The following is a 21,342-nucleotide window of genomic DNA, read 5'->3' as shown; positions in this document are numbered from 1 at the left end:
TGCACTACGCTTTCTCGACCGCGCCGACATCCATTCGGCGTGCGTCGCACTCCCCAATACCCTAGCTACACTATCTTACGAAAAGTCGATGAGCCGCTTTCGCACCCATCGCCCCCCGGGAGTGAATCTTAATCGGTTGGCAGTATTGCTCATAAACCATGGTGTTGCAATACATTACGGACCAAGTTGTCATGCTTCTCAAAATAAAAAATCCGATAATCGAATGACCCGCGTAATCTTTTGCTCTGCTACGTGCTTTAACATAGTGGACCGATTGGCGGCACGGGGTGCATGTCTCGCCAATCACCGCACTAGGTCGACCTAACTTCACTCACCCGCCGCAGTTGCGCGCGTTCGGTGAGTTTTCGCATCGGTCGGCACGGAAGTTGTGTCCTGGTTTCTATTGATTGCACCCTCCCGAGGAGGTGTCCTGTCGCGAAGCCGTCGTAAGGAGAGGAAAACCTCAGGAGATGTTGGTGAGCAGTTCACAAGAGCAGACGGTCTACTTGGTCGAAGACGACGACGATATTCGCCTCGGTTTTCAGATACACTTGCAAAACGCCGGGTTTCGGGTCGTTGGCTTCCCAAGCGCCGAGGATTTTCTCGCTGCCGGGCCGCTTCAACGCCCATGCTGCGCAGTCATCGACATCTGCCTCAGGGGCGAACTCACTGGCCTCGCTCTGTATGAGGAATTAAAGCGTCGGGCAACCGAAGTGCCCACTATTTTCGTCAGTGGGGTTGCGGATGTCTCCATCGCGGTTTCTTGCATGCGGACGGGCGCATTGATGCTTCTCGAAAAACCCGTGGCCGCCGACGGACTCCTGAAGCACGTCCGCGAAGCCATCGAGCGCGACCAGTTCAACCGCGTGATCCACAAGCATGTTCGAGCTTTGCAGGCATCGCTTCAGCAGCTTACCACCCGAGAGAGGGGTGTGCTTGAGGCGCTGCTGGCTGGCAAACTCAACAAGCAGATCGCCCAGGAGCTTGATGTTTCCGAACGGACGATCGAAGTCGATCGCTCGCGGATCCTCAAGAAGTTCAATGCCAACAACGCTGCGGAGCTCGCCGTGAAGGCCACCGAGCTTCGGATGTTGTCGGGTTTTACTTACCGGCTTGATCCTGCTGAGCCCTCTAGCCCGCTGGAAGCGGCTTCACTGCTCCACCTGTCGGGCTGCAGCTGAGGAGTCGGTTTTGGGGGCCCGAGGGTTCTCTACGCTGTTTGGCCGCTGTGTGCGCCTTCGGCAAATTCTTCCACGGCTTTCGCACAGAAAGCCGGAAGGTCGTCAGGGTTCCGGCTCGTCACCAAGCCCTGATCGCACACGCATTCTTCATCCACCCATGTCGCACCGGCGTTTTTAAGGTCCGTCTTCAAGCTGGGCCAGCTCGTCACTTGGCGGCCGTCGACCACATCGGCTTCGATAAGCGTCCAAGGCCCATGGCAGATCGCCGCGACCGGTTTGCCTTGTTTGAAGAAATCGCGCACAAAGTCGACGGCCTCCTCATGAGTCCGCAGAGTATCCGGGTTCGCCACACCTCCGGGCAAAACCAAACCATCGAAATCCTCGGCACTCACCTCATCGACCACTTTGTCGACCTTGAATTTATCCGCCTTCTCGTCGTGGTTCATCCCCTGAATCGAGCCCATTTTGAGGGAGACGAGGCAAGGTTCGCCCCCTGCTTTCTCCACGGCTTTCCACGGGTCGGTGAGTTCCACTTGTTCAAAACCATCGGTGGCGAGGAATGCGATTGTTTTGCCCTTGAGTGTCTGGTCGGCCATGTTGTGATCTCCTTGGAGGCTGCGTTGTGGGAAGGAAGAGGGACGCACGAGACTAGGCTGCCATTGCTCGGCACTCCGCTGCGCATTTCTGGCAGGTTTTCGCGCATGCTTGGCAGTGATCATGATCATGGGCACCGCATTGCTCGGCACACCAATCGCAAACCTTGGCGCAGACGGCGCAGACATCGTGGGCGAACTTGCCCTCTTTAGCCATCGATTCCGCACACAGCATGCAGATCGACGAGCATTCGTTGCAGCAATGCGGACAGTCGTTATCGCTGTCTTTGCTGATCATTTTCGACAGGCAATGCTCGCATGCCATTGCGCATGCTAAGCAAGCGTCGATGCAAGATTGATGTTTCATTGCTATCGCTCCTTGTGGGGTGAGGAGGAAATAGCGTGCAAGGACTGTTCCGAATCTAAGCGATCCCCGCCGTTCTTTTCTAAGAATTCATCCTCACGAGGCGACCAGCATCACCCCCTGCATGGCGGGTGTCGTTCGATGGACGAAACGCAGCTTCTCGATCACCGCGTCGCTCACCACTTCGGGAACCACGTCAATGAGGCCCATAGTCCGCGTGATTTCATTGAGCGCGATGCCCGCGGACATGAAACTCGTGAGCTGCTCGCCGAAATCGGCACTGCGTGGCGGGGCGAGCGAGGGGACCCGCGTCCGCAAAGTGTCGATCATCGCCATGGCATCTTGGTAAAAGCCAGCGGTCTCCGCGAAATCCTCCCAAGGGTGCGCCGAGGCGTACTGGCTGATGTAGTGCTCTTGCCAATTGGCGGGGGGGCCTTGCTCGTAGTACCGCGGCATCGCGTCGGCGTAGCTGGGGCTGGTGTGGTCGCCGAACAGTTCGCGAAATTCGTCGTCGAACTTCCCTTCAATCTGAGTCTGCCACCAATAGTGGCCGAACTCGTGCCGCAGGTGCCCGATCACGGTTCGCTGGGGTTCGCCAAACTGCTGGCGGGCCTTCTCGCGGTGCACCGGATCGGCTTCGTTCAGGTTGATCGTTATCACACCATCGGCATGGCCGGTCATCACTCGCTCTTCCGGCGTATCGGCCTTGAATTCGAATGTCAGGGGTACCGGACCGTCCAGTACGTCTTCCGAGAAGCCCAGGTCGCCAATTTCCAGCAGTAGACGACGCTTGTCGCGCTCAAGTACCCGCCACCGGTCGATGTTCATCGACATATTCACGTCAGGAATGACGTGCGTCCGCCGGCAACTCTGGCAGAGCCCTTTCGAACCATTTTCCGGAATCACCAGACCATTGCAGACCTCGTAGCGCTCGCGATTCAGACACCGTGCTACGGATTGCCTGCACTCGGTGTTCTCACACCTTCCGTCGTCGCCGACGCTCGACAGCCGCCCACAAGCGTCGCACCAACCGACACGCCGGCCGCACTTGCCACACTCGGTGTTGGGCAGGAACAGCTCGGATCCGCAGGCACAGGCATAGTTTCTCATGGACGTCTCGGCTCACCTTGTTCGACCTAGTAACTCGCCTCGGACCATTGTGGCGAGGGTCACAGTCGAATTGCAATCGGTGTGCCAGATGGGGGGGGACTGCTTGTGAGCCGGGTCGTCCCCGACCCCGGACATGGTCCCAAAGGACGACTCTCCCCATGAGAATACGTCCGGGGTCGGGACGACCCAGCTCACCAAGAGAACTATTAGTGCCGGAAGTGCCTGCAACCGGTGAACACCATCGGTAGCCCATGCTTGTTGCAGGCGGCAATCACATCGGCGTCGTTCTTCGACCCACCAGGCTGGATGAACGCTGCTACGCCCGCCGCGGCCGCACGGTGGATCGAGTCGTCGAATGGGAAGAAGGCGTCGCTTGCCAGCGAGCTCCCCGTCACGCGATCGCCAGCCTTGGTGATAGCAATCTCCACCGAGTCGACGCGGCTCATCTGCCCGGCACCCGCGCCGAGCAGCATCTGGTCTTTTGCCAGCACGATCGCGTTGCTTTTCACGTGTCGGCACACGGCCCACGCGAACCGCAGGTCGGCCAACTGCTCTGCCGTCGGCTTGGTCTCCGTCACCACTTGCCACGTCCCTTCGTCGTCGTCCAGGTCGTCGGCACTCTGGGCGAGATAGCCCCCGTCGATCGCTCGGAGCTGGAGCGATGCCTTACCGGGCTCGATGGTGCCGCACTTCATCAGGCGGACGTTGGCCTTCCACTTCGGCTTGGTGGTCAGGATCTCGACCGCTTCGGCCGTGTAGTCGGGGGCGATGATCGCCTCGACGAACTTGCCCGGCTCCGCCAGGCATTCGGCGGCCGCAGCATCGACGGGGACGTTGAAGCCAAGGATCGAGCCAAACGCGCTCACGGGATCTCCCGCCCAGGCCTTCTCCATCGCTTCACCAAGCGTCTTGGCACTGGCGGCGCCGCACGGGTTATTGTGCTTCAGCACCGCCACGCCAGGCGACGGAAGCGACCGAGCCACACCGAGCGCCGCGTCCAGATCCAGCAGGTTATTGTAGGAGAGCTCCTTACCGTGCAGTTGCTCGGCATTGACCACGCTGTGTGGGCCGGCCGTGGAGAGTTTGTAGAGCGCGGCACACTGGTGAGGATTTTCACCGTAGCGGAGAGGCTCGGCGCGCTGGAGCTTCAGGCGAATGGTCGCCGGAAAATCACCACACGGGTCGAGCTGGTCGGCGAAGTACTTAGCAATCGCCGTGTCGTAGTCGGCGGTGTGGGCGAAGGCCGCGGCGGCGAGCTCTTTACGGAGCTCCAGCGAAGTTGCGCCCGTGGTCCGGATCGCTTCGAGGATCGCCGGGTACTGGTCGGGGCTCGACGCGATGGTGACGTATTGATGATTCTTCGCCGCCGAACGGACCATGCTCGGCCCACCAATGTCGATGTTCTCGATCGCCTCGGCGTAGGCCGTGCCGGGCTTTGCCACGGTTTGCGAGAACGGGTAGAGATTCACCACCACCAGCTCAAACCGCGCGATCCCATGATCCCGCAAACTTTGTTGGTCGCCGGAATGGTCATGCCTGCATAGAATTCCACCGTGGACCTTCGGGTGAAGTGTCTTCACGCGGCCGTCCATCATTTCGGGCGAACCGGTGTACTCGGCGACGTCGCGGACCGCGAGGCCCGCGCTCTCCAGCGCACTACGTGTTCCGCCCGTGCTGAACAACTCCACGCCGGCAGCGGCGAGTCCCTTGGCAAACTCCACCAAACCGGTCTTGTCGCTCACGCTTAGCAGCGCCCGCTCAATCTTCGACGACTCCATCACCAACGCCTTTCGGATAACCCCAGAACGGAATCGCGAGATTCCAGATGCAATTTGATAAACATCCTAGCCGCTAGCTTCGTATAATGAAGGGACCCTGAGAAGAGGCACTCTCAGGCCCCTAGAATCACGAGGGGCGAGTCGAGCGATGCTCGCCCCCACATCGGCCGAATTCCCCGTCAGCCGATCCAATGCCGACCCCCTAAAGTCGCCCCTTTCAATGCGTGGCCAATCGCGAGTTCCCCCCCTCCCTACCGTTGGCCAAATTCGCGAAAGGGGCGACTTCTTTTTTCGCCCAAGACCATCCGGTCTCTCTTCGTCCGAATGGCGAATTCTCGGAACTAGCAATTGCTGCAACCCGCTTGCCCGTGTGGTAGAATCACCCACGTGCGTGCGGCCCCAATTTGGGCCGGCCAATGGCGGGGCGGATTCGGCGGGCGCCCGGCCAGCGACATCGTGACTTGGTCCGCCGTCTCTTTTCTACTTTCCTTTTCTCCGGGAGGCGACTCTCATGGCGGGCAATTCGCGCTCTGCGCTAGTGGCAACTCTGGTGGTGGCGGCGGTCGCCATTCTTTGGTACCGCTCGACCGTCTACGACACACCAACCACGATCGAACGCCCCAAGCTGATCGTGCTTACCGGTGGAAATGGCCCCTACTGGCAACTGATGGCCGAAGGAGCCCGCGCCGCCGCCGAAGAGCATAACGCCGAGCTCGAACTGTTGATGCCCGAGGGGAACGACGAGTTTGAAAAGCAGAATGTCATGCTGATGGCCCTGAAGGGTGACCAAGCGGATGGCATCGCCCTCAGCCCGCTCGACGCCAATCGCCAAACGCGGATGATCAACGCGCTCGCCGACGAAACGATCGTCGTGACTATCGACTCTGACGCGCCGCAGTCCGAGCGCTGTTGCTACGTCGGAGCCAGCAACCACGCGGCCGGCGTCAAAGTCGCCAAGCAGATGCAAGAGGTTCTTCCCGAGGGAGGCAAAGTGGTGGTTTGCCTGGCGAACCTCACCAAGGACAACATGATCGAGCGCAAGCTTGGCATTGAGGATCATCTAAGTGATACGGCATCCGAAGGCGATGCCGACGCCCCCACGTTCGAGATCGTCCAATGGCTAGTCGACGACGGAGATCGCGAGCGCTGCCGGACGCAGCTCGTTGACTTTCTGAAGGCCAACGACGACATCGTCTGCATTGTTGGTCTCAATGCGTTTCACGGCGGCGAGATGGTGGCAGCGGTGGAAGAGCTTGGCCTAAGCGACACCATGAAGATCATTGCATTCGATACCGAAGACGTCACGCTCGACGCGCTAGCGAATGGCAAGATCCACGCCACCATTGCGCAAGACCCTTACCAGTACGGCTACGCCAGCGTCCGGCACTTGGCCGACCTTTGTCGAAAGGACGAGCACGGCCGCGCCCCCGCGGGACTGCCGAGCACGCACACCGTCGACACCCGAGTACTCCATCAAGCCGATGTCGACGAGTACCGGCAGAAGTTTCTGAAAGAGCCGAAGGCGGAGAAAGACTAAACCATCCACGTAACCCGGATTCGCCAGAATTCGGGCCGCCTCTCCGTACGCCTCGAACTCTTGCAAGTCCGGCTACGCAGCCGCCATTAGATTCCTTGTCGCGCTACTAGCACGACATCGATGGGTTCTTCGCCGATGTCGACGAGTTTCACCTGCAAGTCCCCCGCGGCGTCGCGGCGGTACTCGACTTCGTTGTCGGTCCCCAGGTAGTTCATGCTCACCAGCGGCAGTTTCTGGGTACCGGTTAGCGTGCGCCAACCTTCGGCGTCGGCTTCGGGGAGTGAAAGAACGTGAACATATACGGCGGCGTCTTTTGCGGTCGTCACGCCCCAGGATTGGGGTGCGACCGGCCCGCCGCGAGTGCCGTAAACGCTGTCCCCATTCTTCTCGAGCCACTCGCCCATCTCGGTAAGACGCTCGACGAACTCGGGCTGGATCGTACCATCGGGTCTGGGGCCGACGTTCAGCAACAGGTTGGCGTTTTGCCCCGCGGCCTTCACCAAGTAGTGAATCAGGTCTCGTTTACTCTTCACGTTCTTATCGTTCGCCGCGTAGCCCCAGTTGCCGTTGATGGTGTCACACGATTCGAGCGGCAAATCGCCGATGGTCGAGTGAGGGCTAAAGCCAGTGGTGTTCTGCCCCGGCAGGTCGCGTTCGAACATCTGAAAATCTTCACCCTCGAACGGCGCGACGTGATGGTTGTTGCCCACCAGACAACCGGGCTGCAAGCCATGAATCAGGGCGTACGTTTTGTCGAGCCGCCAGTCGATGTTAGTCGCCTTGGGGTCGTTGGCGTCCCCCTTTTGCTGGTCCCACCAACCATCGAACCAAATGCCAACCACTTGACCGTACTCGCCACTCAAGAGTTCCGCGAGCTGGGCGTCCATGAAGTCGAGGTACTTGTTGAAGTCGCCCGACTCGGGTCGGCCCGACGCTTGGCCCGTGCGTCCGCGCGGGAAGTAGTCCGGGTGCGTCCAGTCGAGGTGCGAGTGGTAGAAGAACAGCTTGATGCCTTGCTTCTCGCATTCCTCGGCAAGCGGTTTCAGCAGGTCCTTGCCATACGGCGTGGCGTCGACCACGTCCCACTTGCTCGCCTTCGAGTCCCATAGCGCGAAGCCATCGTGATGCTTCGAGGTGATGGTGATGTACTTGGCACCGGCCTTCTTGAACAGCGCCACCCACTCCGCCGGATCGTACTTCGTCGGATTGAACTGGTCGGCCACGGGCCTGTACTGGTCGATGGTCATCTTCTCGTTGTTCATCACCCACTCGCCGCGCCCGAGCTCGCTGTAGACGCCCCAGTGAATGAAAATGCCAAACTTGTCGTCCTGGAATTGCTCGCGGTTGGCGAGATTCTCGGGCGTAGGGGTGTAGGTCGCGGGTTCTTCGCCCCGCAATACCTGCGGTGTCGCTATTGCAAACACACCCAAAGTCAGCACCCAGAACACCAGCGCGCCAGATCGTCGAATCGCCATGAGATAACTCCTCGCACAAGCTAGAGATGAGTACCCAAATGCCCAGAATGCCGCGAATGAGTCGAAGCGATTCCGGAAATGCAAGTTCACGCACGCAATCAGTGGCGATTCACTTGTCGCCCGATGTTGCTGCTATGAAAATAGCAGACCCGCCGCCGAGTTTCCAACTTCGGCATCTTCCCCTGCCCATTAGACAGCATCAGCGCCATGGTTTTCATGCATAATCCGGCATTTTTACTCTCGCTCGTCCTGTTCGCGGTAATCCGCCTGCCCGTGTCGGCGAACGAGTACCGCGTCGTCGAGTTCACGCCAGATGGGGCGTGGTGCTACTTCCAAGACCCGCGAGCCGTTTATGTCGAAGGCGAACATCACCGGACATTCGCCCAGTGGATGACTCGCGAGGGATCGCTGGTCGTTGGCTCCTTCGATCATGATACGCGTGAGGTAGTGCGGCACACGCTCAAACCCAATTGGCACGCCGACGATCACAACGTGGGAGCGTTCCTCGTGCTGCCCGACAATTGCCTTATGGCGTTCTACGCCCAGCACAATCAAAAGGGCATCTACACCAGCACCACGGTTCGCCCCGAAGACATCACCGAGTGGGGGCCTGAAGTGCCCGTGAGCGAAGCGGGGCGGATCACCTACGCCCATCCGTGTTATCTCGCGGACGAGAAACTCTTCTACGTCTTCTGGCGGGGCGGCGACTGGAAGCCGACCTACGCCACGTCGCCCGATGGGGTCGTGTGGAGCGAACCCCGTACATTGCTCTCGGAGCCGGAAGACCGCGAGAACGCCAGCGTTCGCCCCTACCTGAAAGTGGTCAGCGATGGCCGCGCGTCGATTCACCTCGCATTCACCGATGGCCATCCCCGCAACGAACCAACGAACTCGGTTTACTACCTTCGCTACTCAACGGGTGAGTTTCGGAAGGCGAATGGCGAAGTGGTGGGAACCGTGGATTCGCTACCAATCCCGCCCAGCCGCGGCGATGTGGTTTACGACGGCGTAACGCCGAATGTCCGCGCGTGGGTCACCGACATCGCCCTCGACACCGAGCGGCATCCAGTGATCGCCTACGCGCGATTTCCCGCCGAGAACGACCATCGCTACCACTACGCTCGCTGGACGGGTGGCGGGTGGTTCGACTCCGAAGTCACCAAGGCTGGCAAGTGGTTCCCCAACACGCCCCCCGGTCGCCGGGAGCCCGAACCGCACTACTCCGGCGGCATGGCCCTCAACCAATCGAACCCCAGTGTGCTGTACGCTTCCCGTCCCATCGATGGCGTGTTCGAAATCGAACGCTGGACAACGCCCGATGGTGGAAAGAGCTGGCAGTCGAAACAGCTCACCACAGACTCCGCGTCCAACAACGTCCGCCCCGTGTTCCCGCGCGGTTATCGCGGCGACGCCGATCACGTGCTGTGGATGAATGGCACCTACCGGCAGTTCACCGACTACGAGACGGGTATTGAGATGGTCGTGCCGTAAGTGCCGCCGTCCCTGTAGGGCGATTGCCCAACCAGCTAATCACTTGCGCCGCTCGCATTGTCGGTACATCCACCCGACGACGAGGCTCAACGCAATGATTGCATACCCGCGCGGTTCGGGGATACTGGGAACGCTGTGGATGCGGCTGATAAACGCAGCGCTCGAGCCATCCGAGAACCTCGCGGAAAATGCAAACGACCCGTCATCGTTTAGACGCCCATTCCTGCCGTCTTCTCCGCCGGTGCCTATGGCGATTCCAATGGAGGTTACGAGGCGTTGGAAAGAAGCCCCGGACAAATCTTCGAAGTCGAGGTCGAGCCCGCGGTGTACGACGAGTTCGGTGCCTAAGACCGGATCCCATGCCCACAAACCAGATAGATCGTTTGCACCGGGCGGAGCACCTGCTAATCTCGCGAAAAACAGGACCTGCCCCCGAGCATTGAAAGAGAAGCCACCAAAGCTCTGGAAAACGTTATCCGTACCCGGAGCAGGGTCTCCCGCCTTGACAATCATAGCTGGGCTGCCAGCGGTGTCAGTGACAAATAATGCTTCCTTCAGAGACGGTGTTGTCGACGAGTCGCGTAGCGTTGCACCAAAAGCAATTTGTCCCACGCTATTCACACGAGGGTCGTCGAAAGTGTAGTACTGCTCGGAGGTTCCTGGCACCGTCTGGCCTCGCCTGGCAACGGCGTGAATCTCGCCCGCCGAGTCCGACCTAAATAAGGCCAAATCATTGCTGCTATTGGTGCCCGGACCGGTAAGGGGTGTCACAAACGCCATGGAGTGCTGATTGTTTAGTCCGACAAGCGTGAACGTCGTCCTGCCGGTGAGATCGCCGAAGAGCACGCTTGAGTCACCGGCAATAATACTATCGCCCTCCCTTGCGATGAGCTGAGCGTCACCAGATTCGTGCATTAAATACATGGCCGAATTGTTACTCTCCGTGACCTCTGCACCTGATAGTATTGGTCGAAACACAATGGTCCCTTGATCATTCAATGGCAACTCCACCGTATCCGCTGCCATACGATTCCACACGACCCCAGACGGCAAGCCAACAGCGGCATCTCCGCTTCGCGCGATCACATCCACAGTACCATCCACATTGGTGCGAATGATGGCACTATTTGTGTCAGATGTTACCTGAGACCCAGTGAGAGACACCATTTGGACGACTTGACCACTCCCATTCGTACTGTGACGAGGTTGGATGGATACGCCTCTATCAATAAAGACGTTGGGGCCCAGCGAAGGTAGGGCTTGTCCTTGCCGCATAACGACTTCGAGTTCGGGCTGTTCGCGAAGTAGGGCGAAAGTTTGGGAAACAGATGGCGAGATCTGCGTTATATTGGCAACGAGATTAACCTGCCCTTCTGCGTTCATGCTGACCGGAAGGTGAAAGCGGTAGAACTGCACACCAACGGCTTCACCGGGGACTTGGTCGTTGATGCTTACCAGACGCTCGAGAGGTCCGTCGATGGGCAGCTTCAGAATACTCTGCATCGAGCTTTGCCCCGGACTAAGACTAATGGAGGCGTCGAGCGCAATATCTCCCCTGGCACTCAACACCGGCCCCGATCCGAAAGGGAACACAAAAAGGTCCTCGCCAGGAAAGGCCAAGCCTGACATGATTACGGCCTTCAACTTTGTCGGCGGCGCGGACGGCGCAATCGCGTGCGCAGCGGAAGAAAGTACGCAGCCAAACAACAAGAAGAGAACAATCCTCATGAGCTGTTTCCTACCTGGTGAAGTCTCGGGAGAGGCAACGCCACGATAGCAACCCGCGCGAGGCGGGTCAAACAAAACGGCCCAGGAGAATCGCCCCATCAGAACGCTAGACCGGTAGCTTCCCCGAAAACCACTACGGCGACGGCGAAATGTTCTACGACTCGCTGCGGCAACTCGGAAGTTGCCGCGCGGCTACCCCCTGAGAATTGCCATCTTCGGCCACGTCTAACTCGCCGACAAACCCCGATCCGTCGCCGCTTGCTCGCGGCTGTAGACGGCGAGGGTCGCCTCGAAAGTTTCCTTCGGGATCTGCCAGACGGGGTTGGCGTCGGTGTGCGAGTTGCAATGGGCGACGATCACGCGGTACAGGAACTTGAACTGGTTGCGGGGCGTGCGGAGCGAGCGGAAGGCGTCGATCAATCGTTGATCGCTCACTTCGTCCGCGAACAGGTTCCGCAACTGCGGTGTGTGCCCATCGGTCGCGCAGGCTTCGAGCCGAGCATTCGCCAGGTCATAAAGCGCCTCGCCCGTCCAGTCCAGCGACGGAATCATGTTCTGCTTATCAATGCGAGCCCGTTGGTGGAACTCCCGTGTCTCGCGGTTGAGGTACTCGACCAAATCATTGGCGAGTAGCAGTTTCAAACCCACGCCGGGCTGCTTGAGGAACTTGTTGTCGAGCATCGACCACACGAAGTCGCGCATCAGTTCTACCGAGCCATTCACCAAGTGCGGCTCGTCCACGCGGTCGACCAGCACGAGAATGCCGTTGAAGCCGAGGGCTTGGAGTACGCCCTGCAACTTAACGATCAATTCGTAGCGATCATCGGTCCGCCGGCGATTGGGCAGCGGTTGGCCAAGCAGATCGCGGTCGCGCATCCGCATGAACAGCCGCCGAAGCGAGCTAGTGTCGCGCTTCAGCACACGGACGTTCTTCTTAACGCCACGAGCTTCGCGATTGCATCGCCACCAGCGGATCATCCATGGCACCCACGCCAGGACGACGAGAATAATCGCTAGCCAGCCCCACAGCCAATTGTGATTGTCGTTTCGCACGAGCCAAATGGTGAACGCCCCCATGGCGATCGACACTCCCCAACCAAGAAGCGAAGTTGCCATGGTCGACCAGCCACCGTACCACAGCTTGCGGCGCAGCTTCTCGGTCCGCGCGGCGAACGACTCGCTGAGCGAATCGTCGTAACAGGCCGACAACAGCAACAGGTCGCGTTTCTGATGTTTATCGAGTCGGCCGCGGAAGTCGTTCGAGATCTGATTGGCAGCCGCGTTGCCGGGGCCCTGCGTTCCGAGCGCCAGGTTCACTAGGTTCGTTGTTCCGAGCGATAAAATGGCGTCCATGTGGTCCCACAGCTTCCATTCTTCCAGCACGCGTGCCGATTCCTTTTGCTTGCGCGAGGGTAAGCGATCGGCGAAGCGGTCGAGGAACGGATTGAAGTCGTCGTACTCGATCACCCAGATCTTGCCATCGGCGTGGTCGCGGTTGTACTCCGCTAGCTTGCCCATGATCTGCAGGCGCATCGCCGTCTTGCCGGCACCCTTCTCGCCGAACACAATCGACGTGGCAGGGTCGCCAGGATCGCCAAACACCTTGTCCCACGCGGGGTGAAACGTACTGGTGCGGCAGCGCGTCTTAAACACCGGGTCGGTTTGCGCGTCTTCCTCCGCAAACGGATTGGTCGAGACGCCGTGGTGCTGGAGAAACTTTTCGGTACGCATGGTGCAATGTCAGGGGTGCGATGGGGGCCACGGCCAAATAGCCGGCAGGTGGACGACAGGCTTGATTTGCTGCGTACAATTATAGGTGACCCGTTGCTCCACCGCTGGTGGGCCCTTGGGCTGTTATTCGCCAAAACCGGTACAAACCGATGACTCTTGCCCTGAAAACCGACCCAAAATACGGCTACTACCCGTGGTGGCCCGAGGACGAGAGCCCAAGCGGTAACGACTGGATTCACCCCGAAGACGTCGAGCTCGCCCGCTCGGTTATCCCCAGCCCCCGCGTCTGGCGACGCGATGGCCGGCAAGGAGATTACGTCGTCCTCACCTACGGCAAGCTCCTGCTACGCCTTCAGCAACTGATGTGGCGAGAGCTTCGCTGGGAGGGCTTTGATATTGGCAACTTGGTCGAAGTCCGCCCCCAAGGGATGAAACACTACCATCGCACCGGCGTCATCCGCGAGATGCTGTGGGACGAGACGACGGAAACCATCCAGTATCAACTGCAAGAACTCGACGAGGAAATCGAAAACCCACAGAGCTACTCCGCGGAAGATTTGAAGCACGTCGAACCACCCGTCGCGAGACCCGACGTGCGCGTAGAACCCCCGACCGAAGAGGGCGAGGAGTACGAGGTCGAGAAGTTGCCCGACGACGCGTAGGTCGTCACGAATTTAGAGAATGTAGTCCCGGCGCTAACTCACCTACTCACCTACTCACTCAACTACTACACAACCACGGCCCTTACGGGCCCCGCTCGCTGGTTTGCCAGATGGGCCACTTTCTGCCACCCGATTCGCGCAGCTCTGCCAGTTGGATGCCGTAGGCCGATTCAATGATGGAGTGCGTGACGACTTCTTCCTTGGGCCCCGCTTGTTCGATCCGACCGTCGCGCATCACCAGCGTTCGCTCGATGCTGGGCATGATCTCTTCGACGTGGTGGGTCACCAGCAGTGTCGCGGGGCCTTCGCCCTTTGCCAGTTCGCTGTCGAGCCACGCTAGGAATCGCTCGCGGACGCCAGGATCCATACCAGCACAAGGTTCGTCGAGCACCAATAGAATCGGATCGACCATCGTCGCCCGCGCGAACAGCACTTGTTGCCGCTCGCCCTGCGAGAGCACGCCGAACGGTTTGTCGGCGAGCGACTCGCAACCAATCGCGGCGAGATGTTCGCGGGCCTCGTCAAACTCGGCATCGGTCGGCCAGAAGTTCGGCAGGTAACGCAAACCGACCTGCGAAGTCCGCCCGGTGACGACGGTTTCGAGAGCTGTATCGTTCTTCGGGACCTGGGCCACCAACTCGCTCGAAATCCACCCAATCCGCTTCCGCCACTCGCGCAAATCGACGAGTTCGTCGCCACCGCGGAGCACCATGCCGCCGGTTGGCCATAGGTAGCCGCAAGCAATCTTGAGCAGCGTTGTTTTTCCCGACCCATTCGGCCCGAGCACCGCCCAGTGATGGTGCGCTGAGAGCTGCCACGAAATGTCGCGCAGAATCTCGGTCTCGCCCTGCGTGTAGTCGACGTGTTGGAGTTCGATGAGTGGGAGCATCACTTCTGCGTTGCAACTAGCCACGGATTAACACGGATGAAACACGGATGAGGGGAGAATCGTCAAATCGTATTCATGCCGCAGGAATTCTCAGTAGGAATCAGCCCGTTAACACATATCCGTGAGAATCCGTGTTCATCCGTGGCTAAAGAAACCGTAACCTCACTCGTACTCATGTTCCTTCGCCGGAAATGCTCCGCTTCGCACCTCGTCGCGAAACTGTTTCGCCGCGTCGACGATCGTTTGCTTGATGTTCGCGTACTGCTTCGCAAACTTCGGCACGTAACCATCGGTCAGACCCAAGAGGTCGCTCACCACCAGCACCTGGCCATCGCACGCCGCGCCCGCGCCAATGCCAATCGTGGGAATCGAAACCGCGGCGGTGAGTTCCGCGGCAAGCTTCGCGGGGACGCACTCCAGTACCATCGCGAACGCGCCGGCGTGGGTTACAGCCCGAGCGTCGTCGAGCAGGTTCTCGCGGTCGCGCTGCACACGATACCCGCCAAGTTGATGAACGCTCTGAGGTCTTAGCCCACAGTGCGCCATCACCGGAATGCCCGCGTTGGTGAGCGCCTGAATCGTCTCGGCTTGTTCGGCTCCCCCTTCGAGCTTCACAGCTTGAGCCCGCGATTGCTTCAGAATTCGCCCCGCGGTTTCAATCGCCTTGTGAATGCCCAGATGATTGCTTGGGAACGGCATGTCGACCACCACCAGCGCCCGATCGACCGCCCGGCCGACCATCTCGGCGTGGTAGATCATCTCGTCAACCGTCACCGGCAGCGTGTTCTCACGCCCCTGCACCACCATGCTCAGCGTGTCGCCCACTAAAATGCACTCGACGCCTGCTTCATCGAGAAGCCGAGCGGTGGGATAATCGTAGGCCGTCAACACCGAAATCTTGTGGCCCGACTTCTTAAAAGCGGTAAACTCGGGGACGGTAATGCGTTTGGGGCGAGACATGCGGGGCGGTGGTGGAAGGTGGGAGCACAAACTGGCCGCCGGCATTCGCGGGCGGAGTGGTAACGGGAATCAACTCATTGTAACCTGAACGGACGACTGCCGCGCGGGTGGTCGCGGCTTCTACCAGGCGGGAGAAAACGATGGGGCATATACTGGCGCTCGACCAAGGGACCACTTCGTCGCGGGCGATCGTATTCGACGACGCGGGGCAAGTGGTCACCGTTGCCCAGCGAGAATTCAAGCAGTTCTACCCTGCTCCCGGCCAAGTCGAGCACGACCCGTTAGAAATTTGGAACTCGCAGCTCGACGTGGCGGTCGAAGCTCTCAGCAAGGCCAAGCTCAAGCCGGCCGACGTCGCCGCGATCGGTATCACCAACCAGCGCGAGACCATCGTCGTCTGGGATCGTGAAACCGGCGAGCCCATCCACCCGGCGATCGTGTGGCAAGATCGTCGCACGGCGAGCCGCTGCGAGCAGTTGCAACGCGATGGCCACGCCGAGCTGATCGCCGAGCGTACGGGGCTGGTGATCGATCCGTACTTTTCCAGCACCAAGATCGCTTGGCTACTCGACAACGTCACTGAAGCTCGACAGCGGGCAGAGCGAGGTGAGTTGGCCGCCGGCACCATCGACAGTTGGCTTGTCTACAACCTCACCGCCGGCGAGCTCCACCTGACCGACGCCACGAACGCCTGCCGCACCCAGCTCATGGACATCCGCCGGGGCGAATGGGACGACGAACTGCTCAAGCTGTTCGATGTCCCTCGCTCGCTGCTTCCGGAGATTCATCCGTCGAGCGAAGTGTATGGCAAAGTCGCGGGCAGCCTCGATCTGGCTGGGATTCCAATCGCTGGCATCGCGGGCGACCAGCACGCGGCGCTCTTCGGCCAGGCCTGCTTCGAACCCGGCATGGCGAAGAACACTTACGGTACCGGCTGCTTCGCTCTGATGAACACGGGCACCGAGGTGAAACCGTCGGAGCACAAACTTCTGTCGACCCTCGCCTGGCAACTGGACGACCAAATCGAGTACGCCCTCGAAGGAAGCGTGTTCGTCGCCGGCGCCGCAGTCGGTTGGCTTCGCGACGGGCTCGGCATTATCAAGAAGTCGTCCGACATCGAAGAGCTCGCCGCGAAGGTCAAAGACTCCGACGGCGTGTACTTCGTGCCCGCACTCACGGGTCTGGGCGCTCCCTATTGGGATCCGTATGCGCGCGGCACGGTCGTTGGGCTAACGCGCGGCACCACGGCGTCGCACCTTGCGCGTGCGGCGCTGGAAGGGATCGTCCAGCAAGTGGCCGACGTGGTCGAGGCAATGCAGTCGGACGCCGGCTGCCCGCTCAAGGAACTTCGCGTCGATGGCGGGGCGAGCGAGAACAACCTGCTGATGCAACTGCAAGCCGACTTGCTGCAAACCCCCGTGGTTCGCCCCGCGGTGACCGAGACCACGGCGCTCGGCGCGGCGTACCTCGCGGGGCTGGCGGTCGGAACGTGGCCCGATCGCGAAACGCTCCACCAACAGTGGCACGCCGAGGCTCGCTTTGAGCCGAAGATTTCTAAGGACGAGGCCCAGGGTATGCGAAAGCAGTGGCGTCGAGCGGTGGAACGCTCGCGTGATTGGGCTCGCGAAAGTGAATAATAACGCATGACAAAGCCACTACCACCCAATCCGGCATACCAACGTGCGTCGCAGCTCGAGAACCTCGCGCGAGGCGAGACGCTCGACATGGTCATCATTGGTGGTGGTGCTACGGGCGTCGGCATCGCGCTCGACGCGGCGTCACGTGGATTTCGTGTGGCGCTTTGCGAGAAGTACGACTTTGGCAAAGGCACTTCAAGCCGTAGCACGAAGCTCGTGCATGGTGGTGTTCGCTACTTGCAGCAAGGTAACGTCTCGCTCGTTCGCGAAGCGCTCCACGAGCGCGGCCTGCTGCTGAAGAACGCAGCGCACGTTGTCTATGCCCTGCCGACCATCGTCCCGCTCTACGCGAAATGGCAGATTCCGTACTACTGGACGGGGCTCAAGGCGTATGACCTTCTCGCGGGTAGTTTGAACATTGGCCGCTCGGGCTATCTCTCCCCGGCTGCCGCCCGAGCAGCGATACCAACGCTCAAGGCGGAAGGATTGCAGGGTGGCATACGTTACTTCGACGCGGGCTTCGACGACACTAGGCTCTTGGTGAGCATGCTCCAAACGGCGATCGACGAAGGTGCCACGTGCATCAACTATCTCGCCGTGAATGGATTGATCAAGCAGTCAGGCCGAGTCGGCGGCGTGATGGCTCACGATGAACTGAACGGAACAACCTACGAACTTCGCGCCCGCGTGGTGATCAATGCCACGGGGCCGTTCAGCGATTCGATCCGACAGATGGACTCGCCCGAGACGCGTCCGCGGATCCAGCCAAGCCAAGGTATCCACATCGTGCTCGACCGCCGATTCCTTCCCGGCACGTCGGCGATGATCGTTCCGAAGACCGCAGATGGACGGGTGATTTTCGCCATTCCGTGGCACGGCGCGACGCTTGTCGGCACGACCGACACACCGTTAAGCGACACCCCCGTCGAGCCCGTGCCGCTAGAGTCCGAGATCGATTTTCTGCTAACCACGGTTGGCCAGTATCTCTCGGAAGCCCCGAAACGTGGCGACATCCGCTCGATCTTCGCCGGCATTCGGCCACTTGTGTCGGAGGGCGACGAGCACACCACGTCGAAGCTCGCCCGTGATCATGTGATCGAAGTGAACCGCGAGGGGCTGATTTCGGTGATGGGTGGCAAGTGGACCACGTACCGCCGCATGGCCGAGGACGCCGTCAATCGCGCCATTGAAGTTGCCGACCTTCCGCAGCTCGCGTGTCGCACCGAGTCGATGCCGCTGGGGCACAACAACACGTCCGCGATCGCCGAACTTACACGGCACAACCCCGAACTCGCCGAGCCACTCGATCCCGCGCTTCCCTATTCTTGGGCGCAGGTGTTGTGGACCATTCGCAACGAGATGGCCATGACCGTCGAAGATGTCCTCTCGCGTCGAACCCGTGCGCTGCTCTTGTGTGCGACCGCGTCGCGGCGATGCGCTCCACGAGTCGCGGCCATGCTCGCCGAGGAGCATGGCCACGACCCAGCGTGGATCGCCTCGCAGCTTGCCGAGTTCGAACAACTCGTGAAGCTGCACTTGCCAGCGTGATGGCGATCAGCCTTTGAAACGACGTTTAGTCTTTCGCGTCCGTGTCCTCATTGACCATCAGCCGGCAGAAGCACGAGCGATTGATCTTCACGTCTGCTCGTTCGCAAGCTTGCTGGCACTCGGTGGCGATCTCGCGAGCTTCGACCAATTCGTCCTGTTCCATCAGCGCCTCGGCGAGTCCATGCAGTGCCCACGGGTTGTGCGGATGCCGCTCCAGGTCTTCACGATAGACCTTCTCGGCTTCGGCGTAGCGTTTCTGTTCGAGCAGCAGCGCTCCCAGCGCATGCCTAGCCGGCTGCATCCATCCCCAGGGCTCGTCGTAATTGAGCCCATCGTCACGCCGCACCGCTTCGCGAAGGTGGTCAAACGCCGCGTCGAACTCGCCCTTGCGATAGGCGATCTCACCATCGATCATCGCGTCGGCCACTTCAAGAACCGCGCGAGACTTGTTTTGAAACAGCAAGTTCGTCTCCGGCACGGCGGCAGCTGCGGCCTTGAACAGCTCTCGCTCCGCTTCTGCTTCTTTCACACGACCCGTCGCGGCGTACGCGATCGTGCGGGCGTAGTGACGCACGGCACGCGACATCGGCAGGTAGTCGGCGTACTCGGGCTCAGCGAGCACCTCGTCCCACTGACCGAACCGCACCATCACGTGCATCGCCGTTGGCATGTAGGCGTCGAGGAAGTCGACCTGTGCCTTGAGCATCTCTTCAGGCACCTGCTGCGGAATCGCCCGGGCGGCTTCCATCGCTAGCTTGCTCTGCCCATCGAACATCGCCCCGTAGCACAAGAAGTGATAGTTATGGATGCGATACATCGTGTAGAAGTTCACAGGCCCTTCGCGTTCCAGGACCTGTTTGTCGATCTCGATGCCGCGACGATTCGAGCGAATCACGTCCTCGTAGTGCCCCAATCGCACATCGATGTGCGTCGGCATGTGCAGCAGGTGACCGCTGCCAGGGACCGCGTTGCGAAGATGATTCGCGGCCACGAGCGCCTTTTCTGGAGTTGGCGACGCTTCGATCGCGTGAATATAGAGGTGACACAAACCCGGGTGCGTGGGATCATCTTCCATCGCTTCTTCTAGCGTGGTGACGATCTCGGCCGTATGTTCGCCCGGCGTTCCGTCGGGACTCCAGTGCTTCCAAGGTTGCAAGTTCATCAGCGACTCGGCGTAGAGCATCGCGACTAGCGAATCGTCGCCATGCTTCGCGTGAACCTCGCGCATCGCATCGGCGTAGGTTTGGTTGAAAGGCACACGCAGGGCGAAGTCTTCAGGAACGTCCGCCGAAGTACGCTTCGCCACCGCGTCGATCAACGCCCGCTCTGCGTCCGTCGTACCTTCAAGACGTTTCTTTCCTTCTTCAATTGCGGCGTGGGCCAGAAGCATCTGCTCGGCGAGGATCTCCATGTTGTTGAAGTTCGGGCCCAGCGCGTACGACTTGCCCCAGTAAGCCATTGCTAGCTCCGGATCGGCCTCGAGTGCGCGGTCGAAACACCGCACGGCCTCCTCGTGATTGAAGCCAATGCACATCGCCACGCCACGGTCGAACCACTTCTGCGCCGTCTCCGACTCCGTGCTCACCGGCCAATGAATTGTCCCGATGTTGTAATAGCCATCAATCATCGGCCGAGCGTCTTTCGCCCGCGCCACGCTCGCAATGCCAATCACTATTGCAAGTAGAAAAAATGCTCTCTTACTCATCTCATGCACCCATCTAGTGGAAGTGACGTGCCCCTCTTTCGACCGTCTATGGTTTCTGGCCCACGACGATCCATCCGTTTGCTCTTAGTGCCGGACAAAACCACGCGTGTCTTAGCGGATGCCGGCGTGTGACTTCGAGCGGTATCCAGCGATGAATCTTGAATCCCGTCTTCGTGAACAGCTTTCGTAGTTCTCTCGCGCGGAAGACGTGCAAGTACATGTCCGGCACGCCGCGGTAGGGAAAGTACTTGTCGCCCACTTCCAGCTTCTTGCTCAGCGGAGCCTCGATCAAGTTCCGCATCACCCACCACGGCCCACCGGGGTCGCGGAGGTTGAACCAGAAGTTATGGACATGTACGACGAACTTGCCCTGGTGTTTCAGGATTCGAAACGCATTTTCCATCACCCGCTGGCGATTCTCATGCCCGCGAATCATGCCGAGCGTGCTGAACATGCACATGGCGTTGTCGACCGATTCGTCCGGAACCAAGTCAGGCGTGAGTTCAACGAGGTTGGCTTGCAAACATGTAATGTCGAGATCGCCATCGGCCGCCTTCTCTTCAACGACCGTCAGCATCGGATCCGACAGATCGATGGCCAGCCCGCGATGCCCTGCCTCGACCAGCGGCACCAGCGCCCTGGCCGTCCCACAGCCCAGGTCCGCGACGAGTCCCGCGGGCTGGAATTCTTCGAGCAGCAGCGGTTGGTCGAACTCGAATAAAGAGTTGAAGGCAAAGTAGTCGTCGTAGTCGTCGGCAATGCTGTCACGCTGGGTGTATTCCCAGGTGCCGTGCGAAACGCCGGGGGGTAATTGCCAATGGGGGATTTGCATGGATGGATGATATCCGGTCTCGGCGATTTGGGGCAGTTCTGGGGCGAATCCGGCCCCTTTTGAGGGGGTTCTGGGGGCACTATAATTCCGATTCACTGACACTTGGATACGATCCACAGGC

General features: G+C 59.9%; 16 protein-coding genes. 6 read left to right on the top strand and 10 right to left on the bottom strand.

The annotated features are described in order from the left end of the window. The first annotated feature begins 476 nt into the window (after positions 1-476). Complete coding sequence (locus SH292x_RS19510) at positions 477-1,181, top strand: response regulator transcription factor (RefSeq protein WP_442482699.1); 705 nt, start codon at positions 477-479, stop codon at positions 1,179-1,181. Positions 1,182-1,210: 29 nt separating this feature from the next. On the opposite strand, the gene SH292x_RS19505 is transcribed toward SH292x_RS19510, so the two are convergent. The 3 genes from SH292x_RS19505 to purH all read right to left on the bottom strand — a co-directional run bounded on the left by SH292x_RS19505 (position 1,211) and on the right by purH (position 5,026). Beyond that, a complete protein-coding gene (locus tag SH292x_RS19505; RefSeq protein ID WP_442482698.1) occupies positions 1,211-1,777 on the bottom strand; it encodes a type 1 glutamine amidotransferase domain-containing protein in 567 nt (188 codons plus the stop codon). 457 nt (positions 1,778-2,234) lie between these two features. Continuing rightward, entirely contained in the window at positions 2,235-3,248 is a 1,014-nt protein-coding gene (locus SH292x_RS19500; protein WP_442482697.1) for a putative zinc-binding metallopeptidase, read from the bottom strand. Positions 3,249-3,454: 206 nt separating this feature from the next. Then, positions 3,455-5,026, bottom strand: a complete 1,572-nt coding sequence (gene purH, locus SH292x_RS19495) for a bifunctional phosphoribosylaminoimidazolecarboxamide formyltransferase/IMP cyclohydrolase (RefSeq protein ID WP_442482696.1) — start codon at positions 5,024-5,026, stop codon at positions 3,455-3,457. Between the two features lie 511 nt (positions 5,027-5,537). Between purH and SH292x_RS19490 the strand changes: the two genes are divergently transcribed. Then, a complete protein-coding gene (locus tag SH292x_RS19490; protein WP_442482695.1) occupies positions 5,538-6,563 on the top strand; it encodes a substrate-binding domain-containing protein in 1,026 nt (341 codons plus the stop codon). A gap of 86 nt (positions 6,564-6,649) precedes the next feature. Here the strand turns inward: SH292x_RS19490 and SH292x_RS19485 are convergent, their stop codons facing one another. After that, positions 6,650-8,038 (bottom strand): alpha-L-fucosidase, encoded by a 1,389-nt coding sequence (locus SH292x_RS19485; RefSeq protein WP_442482694.1) that lies wholly within the window; start codon positions 8,036-8,038, stop codon positions 6,650-6,652. Between the two features lie 207 nt (positions 8,039-8,245). Here SH292x_RS19485 and SH292x_RS19480 point away from each other — a divergent pair, with 207 nt between their 5' ends. Then, positions 8,246-9,529: a BNR-4 repeat-containing protein gene (locus tag SH292x_RS19480; protein WP_442482693.1), complete on the top strand. Its 1,284-nt coding sequence runs from the start codon at positions 8,246-8,248 to the stop codon at positions 9,527-9,529. 39 nt (positions 9,530-9,568) lie between these two features. Here SH292x_RS19480 and SH292x_RS19475 read toward each other — a convergent pair whose 3' ends face one another. Together SH292x_RS19475 and SH292x_RS19470 are read right to left on the bottom strand one after the other, a co-directional pair. Further along, a complete protein-coding gene (locus tag SH292x_RS19475; protein WP_442482692.1) occupies positions 9,569-11,257 on the bottom strand; it encodes a DUF7453 family protein in 1,689 nt (562 codons plus the stop codon). 225 nt (positions 11,258-11,482) lie between these two features. Next, on the bottom strand, positions 11,483-12,988 hold the full coding sequence (locus SH292x_RS19470) for a hypothetical protein (protein ID WP_442482691.1): 1,506 nt from the start codon (positions 12,986-12,988) through the stop codon (positions 11,483-11,485). A 149-nt stretch (positions 12,989-13,137) separates the two neighbouring features. On the opposite strand from SH292x_RS19470, the gene SH292x_RS19465 reads away from it, so the two are divergent. Beyond that, entirely contained in the window at positions 13,138-13,650 is a 513-nt protein-coding gene (locus tag SH292x_RS19465) for a DUF6960 family protein (RefSeq protein ID WP_442482690.1), read from the top strand. An 82-nt stretch (positions 13,651-13,732) separates the two neighbouring features. Here SH292x_RS19465 and SH292x_RS19460 read toward each other — a convergent pair whose 3' ends face one another. Continuing rightward, positions 13,733-14,539 carry an ABC transporter ATP-binding protein gene (locus tag SH292x_RS19460; RefSeq protein WP_442482689.1) on the bottom strand — a complete coding sequence of 269 codons (807 nt, stop codon included), beginning with the start codon at positions 14,537-14,539 and terminating at the stop codon, positions 13,733-13,735. Between the two features lie 162 nt (positions 14,540-14,701). After that, the gene (panB, locus tag SH292x_RS19455; RefSeq protein WP_442482688.1) at positions 14,702-15,499 is read right to left on the bottom strand and encodes a 3-methyl-2-oxobutanoate hydroxymethyltransferase; all 798 of its coding nucleotides are present in this window, start codon (positions 15,497-15,499) and stop codon (positions 14,702-14,704) included. A gap of 140 nt (positions 15,500-15,639) precedes the next feature. On the opposite strand from panB, the gene glpK reads away from it, so the two are divergent. Together glpK and SH292x_RS19445 are read left to right on the top strand one after the other, a co-directional pair. Further along, complete coding sequence (gene glpK / locus SH292x_RS19450) at positions 15,640-17,136, top strand: glycerol kinase GlpK (protein ID WP_442482687.1); 1,497 nt, start codon at positions 15,640-15,642, stop codon at positions 17,134-17,136. 6 nt (positions 17,137-17,142) lie between these two features. After that, positions 17,143-18,684: an FAD-dependent oxidoreductase gene (locus tag SH292x_RS19445; protein ID WP_442482686.1), complete on the top strand. Its 1,542-nt coding sequence runs from the start codon at positions 17,143-17,145 to the stop codon at positions 18,682-18,684. A 25-nt stretch (positions 18,685-18,709) separates the two neighbouring features. Here SH292x_RS19445 and SH292x_RS19440 read toward each other — a convergent pair whose 3' ends face one another. Both SH292x_RS19440 and SH292x_RS19435 read right to left on the bottom strand, forming a co-directional pair. Then, positions 18,710-20,389: a tetratricopeptide repeat protein gene (locus tag SH292x_RS19440; RefSeq protein ID WP_442482685.1), complete on the bottom strand. Its 1,680-nt coding sequence runs from the start codon at positions 20,387-20,389 to the stop codon at positions 18,710-18,712. Positions 20,390-20,435: 46 nt separating this feature from the next. Continuing rightward, on the bottom strand, positions 20,436-21,221 hold the full coding sequence (locus SH292x_RS19435; protein WP_442482684.1) for a class I SAM-dependent methyltransferase: 786 nt from the start codon (positions 21,219-21,221) through the stop codon (positions 20,436-20,438). Between the last annotated feature and the right edge of the window lie 121 nt (positions 21,222-21,342).

Origin of the sequence: Aeoliella fuhlenseeensis (assembly GCF_052161615.1) — a bacterium.
Taxonomy (GTDB): Bacteria; Planctomycetota; Planctomycetia; order Pirellulales; family Lacipirellulaceae; genus Aeoliella.
Note: the sequence above shows the minus strand (reverse complement) of the source record. Positions and strands in the feature narration are given on the sequence as shown.

Bases quoted from the DNA above. Each gene is read 5' to 3' on its own strand.
- SH292x_RS19505 (WP_442482698.1), bottom strand. From the start codon at position 1,777: ATGGCCGACCAGACACTCAAGGGCAAAACAATCGCATTCCTCGCCACC.
- panB (WP_442482688.1), bottom strand. From the start codon at position 15,499: ATGTCTCGCCCCAAACGCATTACCGTCCCCGAGTTTACCGCTTTTAAG.
- SH292x_RS19440 (WP_442482685.1), bottom strand. From the start codon at position 20,389: ATGAGTAAGAGAGCATTTTTTCTACTTGCAATAGTGATTGGCATTGCG.
- SH292x_RS19500 (WP_442482697.1), bottom strand. From the start codon at position 3,248: ATGAGAAACTATGCCTGTGCCTGCGGATCCGAGCTGTTCCTGCCCAAC.
- SH292x_RS19470 (WP_442482691.1), bottom strand. From the start codon at position 12,988: ATGCGTACCGAAAAGTTTCTCCAGCACCACGGCGTCTCGACCAATCCG.
- SH292x_RS19465 (WP_442482690.1), top strand. From the start codon at position 13,138: ATGACTCTTGCCCTGAAAACCGACCCAAAATACGGCTACTACCCGTGG.
- SH292x_RS19435 (WP_442482684.1), bottom strand. From the start codon at position 21,221: ATGCAAATCCCCCATTGGCAATTACCCCCCGGCGTTTCGCACGGCACC.
- SH292x_RS19445 (WP_442482686.1), top strand. From the start codon at position 17,143: ATGACAAAGCCACTACCACCCAATCCGGCATACCAACGTGCGTCGCAG.
- SH292x_RS19480 (WP_442482693.1), top strand. From the start codon at position 8,246: ATGGTTTTCATGCATAATCCGGCATTTTTACTCTCGCTCGTCCTGTTC.
- SH292x_RS19485 (WP_442482694.1), bottom strand. From the start codon at position 8,038: ATGGCGATTCGACGATCTGGCGCGCTGGTGTTCTGGGTGCTGACTTTG.
- SH292x_RS19460 (WP_442482689.1), bottom strand. From the start codon at position 14,539: ATGCTCCCACTCATCGAACTCCAACACGTCGACTACACGCAGGGCGAG.
- SH292x_RS19475 (WP_442482692.1), bottom strand. From the start codon at position 11,257: ATGAGGATTGTTCTCTTCTTGTTGTTTGGCTGCGTACTTTCTTCCGCT.
- glpK (WP_442482687.1), top strand. From the start codon at position 15,640: ATGGGGCATATACTGGCGCTCGACCAAGGGACCACTTCGTCGCGGGCG.
- purH (WP_442482696.1), bottom strand. From the start codon at position 5,026: ATGGAGTCGTCGAAGATTGAGCGGGCGCTGCTAAGCGTGAGCGACAAG.
- SH292x_RS19490 (WP_442482695.1), top strand. From the start codon at position 5,538: ATGGCGGGCAATTCGCGCTCTGCGCTAGTGGCAACTCTGGTGGTGGCG.